At 70.0% G+C, this 8,587-nt stretch carries 8 protein-coding genes and 1 pseudogene; 7 read left to right on the plus strand and 2 right to left on the minus strand.

The genetic code is table 11. The features are described 5' to 3' along the window. The 6 genes from ACTWQJ_RS40230 to ACTWQJ_RS40255 all read left to right on the plus strand — a co-directional run. The coding region (locus ACTWQJ_RS40230; RefSeq protein WP_443311386.1) for a PadR family transcriptional regulator at positions 1-641 on the plus strand (641 nt) is incomplete at its 5' end. A gap of 73 nt (positions 642-714) precedes the next feature. Then, positions 715-1,665: an ATP-binding cassette domain-containing protein gene (locus ACTWQJ_RS40235; protein ID WP_443311387.1), complete on the plus strand. Its 951-nt coding sequence runs from the start codon at positions 715-717 to the stop codon at positions 1,663-1,665. After that, on the plus strand, positions 1,662-2,423 hold the full coding sequence (locus tag ACTWQJ_RS40240; RefSeq protein WP_443311388.1) for an ABC transporter permease: 762 nt from the start codon (positions 1,662-1,664) through the stop codon (positions 2,421-2,423). The genes ACTWQJ_RS40235 and ACTWQJ_RS40240 overlap by 4 nt, the downstream gene beginning before the upstream one ends. Before the next feature lie 111 nt (positions 2,424-2,534). Next, positions 2,535-3,746, plus strand: coding sequence for a WD40/YVTN/BNR-like repeat-containing protein (locus ACTWQJ_RS40245; protein WP_443311389.1), 1,212 nt, complete (start codon positions 2,535-2,537; stop codon positions 3,744-3,746). Positions 3,747-3,846: 100 nt separating this feature from the next. After that, the gene (locus ACTWQJ_RS40250; protein ID WP_443311390.1) at positions 3,847-4,608 is read left to right on the plus strand and encodes a MerR family transcriptional regulator; all 762 of its coding nucleotides are present in this window, start codon (positions 3,847-3,849) and stop codon (positions 4,606-4,608) included. A gap of 182 nt (positions 4,609-4,790) precedes the next feature. Further along, on the plus strand, positions 4,791-5,744 hold the full coding sequence (locus ACTWQJ_RS40255; RefSeq protein ID WP_443311391.1) for a DedA family protein: 954 nt from the start codon (positions 4,791-4,793) through the stop codon (positions 5,742-5,744). Positions 5,745-5,756: 12 nt separating this feature from the next. Here ACTWQJ_RS40255 and ACTWQJ_RS40260 read toward each other — a convergent pair whose 3' ends face one another. Beyond that, a complete protein-coding gene (locus ACTWQJ_RS40260) occupies positions 5,757-7,424 on the minus strand; it encodes a threonine/serine ThrE exporter family protein (RefSeq protein WP_443311392.1) in 1,668 nt (555 codons plus the stop codon). Between the two features lie 123 nt (positions 7,425-7,547). Further along, positions 7,548-8,039: an inorganic diphosphatase gene (locus tag ACTWQJ_RS40265; RefSeq protein WP_053756473.1), complete on the minus strand. Its 492-nt coding sequence runs from the start codon at positions 8,037-8,039 to the stop codon at positions 7,548-7,550. Positions 8,040-8,118: 79 nt separating this feature from the next. Here ACTWQJ_RS40265 and ACTWQJ_RS40270 point away from each other — a divergent pair. Next, a pseudogene (locus tag ACTWQJ_RS40270) lies at positions 8,119-8,587 on the plus strand (D-alanyl-D-alanine carboxypeptidase/D-alanyl-D-alanine endopeptidase); the annotation flags it as partial.

Below are 8,587 nucleotides of genomic sequence, written 5' to 3' on the forward strand. Positions count from 1 at the left end.
TGTCAGCGATCCGTCTCCTCGTGCTGGGTGCCGTCCGCCAGCACGGGCGGGCCCACGGTTATCAGGTGCGCAACGACCTGGAGTACTGGGGCGCGCACGAGTGGTCCAATGCCAAGCCCGGCTCGATCTACCACGCCCTGAAGCAGATGGCCAAGCAGGGCCTGCTCCACGCGCACGAGATCGCCCCGTCCACCGCGGGCGGCCCACCGCGCACCGAGTACGAGATCACCGACCGGGGCACCGAGGAGTACTTCCGGCTCCTGCGCGAGGCGCTGACCTCGTACGACCAGAAGATGGACGTGAAGTCGGCGGCCATCGGGTTCATCGTCGACCTGCCGAGGGCGGAGGCGGTGGCACTCCTGAAGGAGCGGACCCGGCGGATCGAGGAGTGGCGCGCCGCCGTCACCGAGCACTACGTCCCCGAGGACGGCCCCGAACAGCTCGGCCACATCGGCGAGATCATGAACCTCTGGATCCATACCGCGGATGCCGAAGCCGAATGGACCCTGGGCCTGATCGGTCGGATCGAGGGCGGCGCGTACACCTTCGCTGGGGAAGGCGACCCCTTCGTCGGCGTCCTGGCCGAGGGCCAGGAGAACCCCTTTGCGACGGCGGACCGGCATCCCGAGGACGACCGTTAATCAAGTTTGACTAGAGGGTGAGTGGGGACTAGCCTCCCGCTGGTAGTCAAACTTGACTAGCGAGGGAGTCTCAGTGGCCGACACGGCGATCACCGTCGAAGGGGCACGCAAGAAGTACGGCGACAAACCCGCACTGGACGGGCTCGACCTCACGGTCGCGCGCGGCGCGGTGCACGGAGTGCTCGGCCCGAACGGAGCCGGCAAGACCACCCTGGTCCGCATCCTGTCCACGCTGCTGCGCCCCGACGCGGGCCGCATCGAGGTGGTGGGCCACGACGTCGTCACGGAGCCGTACGACGTACGGCTGCGGATCGGCCTGCTCGGCCAGCACGCCGCCGTCGACGAGGAGTTGAGCGGCTACCAGAACCTGGAGATGTTCGGCCGCCTGTACCACCTGGGCGCCCGCCACGCGCGCGTGCGGGCCGGTGAACTCCTGGAGCGCTTCGGCCTCGCGGACACCGGCCGCAAGGCGGTGAAGCAGTACAGCGGCGGCATGCGGCGCCGCCTCGACCTCGCCGCCTCACTGATCACCGAACCGGAGGTGCTCTTCCTGGACGAACCGACGACCGGCCTTGACCCGCGCGGCCGCGCCGAGGTGTGGGCCTCCGTCCGCTCACTGGCCGGCGGCGGCACCACCGTCCTGCTCACCACCCAGTACCTGGAGGAGGCCGACCAGCTCGCCGACCGCATCTCGGTCGTCGACCGCGGCCGGGTCGTCGCCGACGGCACGGCCGACGCCCTGAAGGCGCTGACCGGCGGCGACCGTATCGACGTCGTCCTGCGCGACGCCGGCCACCTCGGTGCTGCCGTGGCCGTGCTGCCGGTGCCCAAGGACGACGTCACCGTCGACACCGACCGGCGGCTGCTCAGCGCACCGGTCACCGACCGGATGGCGGCGCTCTCCGGCGTCGTACGAGCCCTGGAGGAGGCCGGTATCGAGGCGGAGGACATCGCCCTGCGCAGGCCCACGCTCGACGAGGTGTTCCTGCATCTCACCGCAGACCGTGTGAAGGAGGCCGCGTGACCACGTACGCACTGACCGACTCCTGGACGATGACCCGCCGTGAACTCGCCCACTGGGCACGGCAACCGGTCCAGGTCGTCGTCAACGTGGCGTTCCCCGTGATGCTGCTGCTGATGTTCGGTTACCTGGTCGGCGGCGGTCGCGGCGTCAGCGGCGAGTACGTCGACTACCTCGTCCCCGGCATGCTCGCGCTCACCATGGCCTTCGGCCTGGAGGGCACGATGATCGCCGTCACCCAGGACCTCAACAAGGGCGTGATCGACCGCTTCCGGTCGATGCCCATGGCCAACGGTGCCATCCTGGTGGGCCGTTCGGTGGCCGACATGCTCCAGTCTGCGCTCGCCCTGGCCGTCCTCATCGGCGTCGGTCTCGCGCTCGGTTGGCGTGCGCACGGCGGGGCGGCGGCCTTCCTGGGGGGCGTGGGCCTGCTGCTGCTGTTCCGCTTCGCGATGCTGTGGATCGGCATCCAGCTGGCCCTGGTGGCCGGGAAGCCGGAGCTGGTGCAGGCCGTGCAGATCCTCGTCTGGCCGGTCGGCTTCCTGTCCAACGCCTTCGCCACACCCGAGGCCATGCCCGGCTGGCTCGGCACGGTCGTCCAGTGGAACCCGATGTCCCACACGGCGACGGCCGTCCGTGACCTGTTCGGCAACCAGGGCGGGGAGGCGGGGCACGTCTGGCCCGCGGTCATCTGGCCGTTGGCGCTGCTCGCGGTGTTCTTCCCGCTGGCCCTGCGCCGGTTCGCGCGCCTGAGCAAGTAGGGCGCCGCGCCCCGGCAGGGCGTTCGGCAGAAAGTTCGCCGGGGAGTGGAACCCGAAGCCGGTCCGCGGTGTACCAGAAGCAGATACCGGTCACCGCGGATCGGAGGATCCATGGATGTACGTCGATGGCGGCTGCTCCTTGTGGGAGCCCTGCTCGGCTGCCTTCTGGCAGCGTGCAGTGCCGGCACGGAGAGCGTGGACGAGGAGCCGGCGGGGGCACCCGCGAAGAAGAACACGCACGCGCCCGCGTCGTCGGGGTCCTCCTTCACCGCGCCCCCGAACATACCGTCGGCCACCGACCTGCCGGGTGCGTCGTACGACGTCGCCTTTGCCGCGGACGGCAGCGGTTTCACCCTCCGCGCGGACTGCGGCGAGGGCCGCTGCCGTCAGTACGTCGCCGTGCTCGAGGCGAACGCCGGGCTGTGGCGCCTGGCCGAGTCCCCACTGCCGGACGTCACGGGCGACCGGGGCCTCACCGCCGGTCTCACCGTGCTCGGCCCGGGCCGCGCCCTGATCACCGACAGCTCCGAGCGGACCGGCGTGCCCAGCCGCACCTGGTTCACCCGCGACAACGGCCGCACCTGGAAACGCGGCACAGCGAAGCCGACGGGCACCACGCCGATCGTTCCCGAGAGCGCCTCCCTCGTCACCGAATGCCTGGCACTGGCGGCCGACGGCAACGAATGCGCCCGCAACAGACTGCTCGTCGTCATGCCGGACACCGGCGAGCACCGGATCCTGGCGCATCAGCCACCGCTCAAGGGCACCCTGGCACCGGCCGGCGACATCGCCGAGAACGCCCTGTTCGCAACGGGCCTGGACCCCGACTCCGGCCTGCCCACCCTGGTCCTCAGCGAGGACCGCGGCCGCACCTGGCGTCCGACACACATGACCGGCGTCGCCGAACGGGCGTGGGCCATGAAGGTGGTCGCGGGCCGGAGCGCGCTGTACGCGGTCCAGCCGGGCCAGCTCCCCAGCCATGAGGAGGTGAAGAACGGCCTGAGGACCCTCCACGTCAGCACCGACGGCGGCACCACCTGGACCCGGATATGGCGCTATCGGGAGGGAGTCGAGCCGCTCTCCATTCTCGGCGACCTGCTGGTGGCCGACGACAACAGCCTCGTCGTGTACGGCGAGACCGGCGCGTGGCGCAGTACCGATCAGGCCCGCACGTTCCGAAGCAACAGTCCCACGCGCGGCCCGGCGGGTTCGGTCCGCAGGACCCCGATCGGCTGGCTGTGGACCGACAGCTACGGCAACGGCACCTGCCGGATATCGGTCGACGGCCTCACCTGGCACCTCTTCGACCTCGGCGAGGATTGAGCACCGATCCTCGGCGTGCCGAACCCGCCCGGCACAAACGACTTGCACCTCACGTGGCGTGAGGCCGGACCGTGGAGGGCGTACCGAGAAGGGAGCGGAAGTGAGCTACTCCGTGGGACAGGTCGCCGGGTACGCCGGAGTCACGGTGCGCACCCTGCACCACTATGACGACATCGGCCTGCTCGTCCCGAGCGAGCGCAGCCACGCGGGCCACCGGCGCTACAACGACGCCGACCTCGACCGGCTGCAGCAGATCCTGTTCTACCGCGAGCTCGGCTTCCCGCTCGACGAGGTCGCCGCCCTGCTCGACGACCCGGACGCGGACCCGCGCGCGCATCTGCGCCGCCAGCACGAGCTGCTGACCGCCCGGATCGAGAAACTGCAGAAGATGGCGGCGGCCGTGGAGCACGCCATGGAGGCACGCAAGATGGGCATCAACCTCACGCCCGAGGAGAAGTTCGAGGTGTTCGGGGACAAGGACCCCGAGCAGTACGCCGACGAGGCGGAAGCGCGCTGGGGCAACACCGAGGCCTACGCCGAGTCCCAGCGCCGGACCGCCAGCTACACCAAGGAGGACTGGAAGCGCATGCAGGCCGAGGTGGCCGACTGGAGCGAGCGCTACGACGCTCTGATGGTCGCCGGCGAGGCGCCGACCGGCGAGCGGGCCATGGACATGGCCGAGGAACACCGGCAGCACATCTGCAGGTGGTTCTACGAGTGCCCGTACGAACTCCACCAGTGCCTCGGCGAGATGTACGTCTCCGACGAGCGCTTCAAGGCGTTCTACGACTCCATGCGCCCCGGCCTCGCCGAGCACCTGCGGGACGCGATCACCGCGAACGCGGCCCGGCACACCTCGTAGGCCCCTGGCCCGGGAGCCCCGCTCCCGGGCCAGGACCACCGCCGACCTACAGCTTCGTCCCAGCCGGCGCACAGTGCATCCCGGAGACACCGGTGGAACCTGGGGAGGACACCTGGCGTTGATAGCTTTGTCCGGCCGAACCCGACGCCGTACTTCCCCTCACCCCACAGGAGCCCGGAACCGTGACGACGCTTGCCCTCGGACCGAGCTGGCTGGATCCGAACTATCTGCTGGACAACTTCGGGATCTGGGGCCTGCTCCTCATCGTCTTCGCCGAGTCGGGCCTGCTCATCGGCTTCTTCCTGCCGGGTGACTCGCTGCTGTTCACGGCGGGTCTGCTGATCACGTCGAATCAGCTGGACTTTCCGCTGTGGGCCGCGATCGTCCTGATCTGCATCGCCGCGATCCTCGGCGACCAGGCGGGCTACATGTTCGGCAAGAAGGTCGGCCCGTCGCTCTTCACCCGCCCGGACTCCCGGCTCTTCAAGCAGGAGAACGTCACCAAGGCGCACGAGTTCTTCGAGAAGTACGGCCCGAAGTCCCTCGTCCTGGCCCGCTTCGTGCCCATTGTGCGGACGTTCACGCCGATCATCGCCGGTGTCAGCGGCATGCGGTACCGCTCGTTCCTCATCTTCAACGTCGTCGGCGGCATCCTGTGGGGCGCGGGTGTCACACTGCTCGGCGCCTGGCTGGGCAACATCGACTTCGTCAAGAACAACATCGAAGCGATCCTCATCCTGATCGTCTTCGTCTCTGTGCTCCCGATCATCATCGAGTTCTGGCGCGCACGCTCGAAGAACAAGAAGAACCCGCCCCAGCAGCCGCAGCCTCCGGTCCAGCAGCAGGGTCCCCTGATGGACGACGCGACGACCCAGCTGCGCCGCGTGGAGCCGAACCACCAGGACCAGCCCTACGGCAACCAGGGCTACGACGACCAGCCCTACGGGGACCAGGTCTATGGCGATCAGGGCTACCCGCAGCAGGGACAGGACCAGCAGCAGTACGGATACAGCCAGACCCCGCAGCCGTACGCCCAGCAGTACCCGCAGGACTACCAGCAGCAGCCGTACGGTTCACAGCAGGGCTACCAGCAGGATCAGCAGCAGTACCCGTACGACCCCTACAGGCAGAGCTGACAGAGCCCGGCGCTAGAAACCCCGGGTCCGCTTGGCGGCCTTCCGCCCCTCGGCGGAACCGCCCGGTAGGCGGAGGAACAACCGCGAGATCTCCGACCCGAGGTTCACCCCGATGGCGATGGCCATTGCAAGCGCGGCGGCCTTGGTGAGCGACCCCAGCCCCGCGTCGACCTCGTTCTGCGCGATCGACAGCAGACCGAAGTACGTCGCGGAACCGGGCAGCAGCGGCCCGATCGCCGCTGTGGTGTACGGCAGCGCGGACGCGAACCGATACCGGGACAGCAGCTGCCCGAACAACCCCACCAATCCCGCCGCCACCGCCGTGGAGGCGACCGGTGACAGGTCACCGGCGTAGTGCATCGCGCCGTACACCGACCACGCGACACCCCCGTTGAGGGTCACGGCGAGCACGGTGGCCCGCTCCTGCTGGAGCAGCACGGCGAACGTCGGCGACAGCAGCATCGACGCGGCGATCTGCACGACCGGCCGCTCGGCGATGTTCATCGCCGCGTCGGGGGTGAGCTGGGCGCCCAGCTGGACGCCGAAGTACAGCATCACCAGCACGCCGACGACGATGCCGACGAAGAGGTACATGACCTCCAGCAGCCGTGCCGCCGCGGTGATGTAGAAGCCGGTCAGGCCGTCCTGCACGCCCGCCACCAGCGCCCGCCCGGGCAGCAGCGCGAACAGCCCACCGGTGATCACCGCGGACGCCTTCACATCGACGTGCGCCAGCGTGAGCGCGACCCCCATCGCGGCCGGCGGCATCGCAGCGACCACGAACTGGTAGAACTCCGGCAGTCCGCGCCCCGCGCACAGCCACGCCAGCCGGTCGCCGAGCATCGCGCCGAGCGCGGCCGCGAAGAACACGACCGCGTCACCGCCGACGAGCACCGAGGCCGCACCCGCGAGCAGCCCGCTCGCCGCGGTCAGTACCCAGGTGGGGTAGGGGTGCCGGTTGCGGCGGATCTCCGCGAGGCGCCGGTAGGCCTCCTCCAGGGAGATGTGGCTCTCCGGGTCGCTCAGGTCGTCCACGAGCTGGTACGCGGCCGCCAGCCTGGTGTAGTCGGTGCCCCGGCGGCGTACCGTCCGCGACGCCGTCACCGGATCGTCGACGAGGGACGGCTGGTACGAGATCGACAGCAGGGTGAAGGTGACGTTGGGCTCGCAGCGGTCCAGGCCGTAGGAGCGGCAGACCGCGAACATCGCCGCCTCCACGTCCTCGGCGCCCTCACCGCCCGCGAGCAGCAGCTCGCCGATACGCAGCGTCAGGTCGAGCACCCGCGGAACGGCCGGACCGCCCTCCTCCGCCTTCGGCCCCGGCTCAGGCGCGGGCCGCTCGGCCACCGGCAGCCGCAGCATCGTGCGCATCCGGTCCTGCCAGGGCACGTCCTTGGTCAGCCGGACCACGGGCACACCGGTCGCCGGCGTGAACGCGGCCGGCGCACCGCGGGCGCTGTAGGTGCTCGGCGGACTGAACGCCGACCCCTCCGGCTCGGCGTCGGCCGGCGACGGGACGTCCAGCCCCTCGGGTACGGCGAACTCGGACGACGTCTCCGACTCGGCCCCCTGCGTCGGCACGTCCAGGCCCTCGGGGATGGCGAACTCCGAGGTGACCTCGGGATCGAACGTCGTCCGCACCTCGTCCGACAGCGGCTTGCGGTCCTCCGCGTCCGTCACTTGAAGCAGTGCTCCCTGTACGACATCCAGCAGGCGTACGACACCCAACAGGCCTCAGTATGCGTACGGACACGCGGACGGGCCGCACACGTGCGCGTGCGGCCCGTTACGGGGATGCGGGGCTCAGTGACCGCCCTGCTCCTTGAACCGCTTGTACGACCGCTCGATCTCGGCCTCGGCCTCGGTCCGGCCCACCCAGTTGGCGCCCTCGACGGACTTGCCGGGCTCCAGGTCCTTGTAGACCTCGAAGAAGTGCTGGATCTCCAGGCGGTCGAACTCGGACACGTGGTGGATGTCCCGCAGGTGCTCCACGCGCGGGTCGTGGGCGGGCACGCACAGCAGCTTGTCGTCGCCGCCGGCCTCGTCCGTCATGCGGAACATGCCGATCGCACGGCACTGGATGAGGCAGCCGGGGAAGGTCGGCTCGTCCAGGATGACCAGCGCGTCCAGCGGGTCGCCGTCCTCGCCGAGGGTGTTCTCGACGAAGCCGTAGTCGGCCGGGTAGCTGGTCGAAGTGAACAGGCGGCGGTCCAGGCGGATACGACCGGTCTCGTGGTCCACCTCGTACTTGTTCCGCGAACCCTTCGGAATCTCGATCGTGACGTCGAACTCCACCGGTGGCTCCTCCATGATCAGCACACAGTTCTGGTGGTTAAGTGTCCCTCACGCAGCTGTGTGATCGCGAAAGGGGCTGGTGGTCGTGCCTGAGCTGAGGCCTTGGCGAGCCGCGAAACCGCGTCTGGCGCGGGTCGCGAACGCCGTACGCCCCCGCCTCGCGCGGGTCACGGCCGTGACCGGTCCGCGGGTCACGCGGCTGGCACGTGCCGCGAAACCGCAGGTCACACGGGTCGCGACGGCGAAGACCTGGCAGTACACGACGGGCGCCACCACCGTCGGCCTGGCACTGGCCGCCGTCGTGGTGACCGCCGTGGGGCCCTGGGACTCCTCAGGCCAGCGTACGGCCGAGCGGGACTGGGCCGCCGCCCAGGAGGGCGGGGGTGGCGCAGATCACGGCAGCCGTTCGGGTACATCCGACGCGGCAGCCGGCGCGCCCCAGCCCGCCCCCAGCGCGGCCTCCGTCCTGACCGGCTTGGGCGGCGCCGCGAACACGGTCAAGTCGGCCCCCGCCGGCCAGGCCCTGACCGGCGTCCTGAACCCCCTCC

It is taken from the genome of Streptomyces sp. KR55 (assembly GCF_052245645.1).
Lineage (GTDB): Bacteria > Actinomycetota > Actinomycetes > Streptomycetales > Streptomycetaceae > Streptomyces > Streptomyces flavusporus.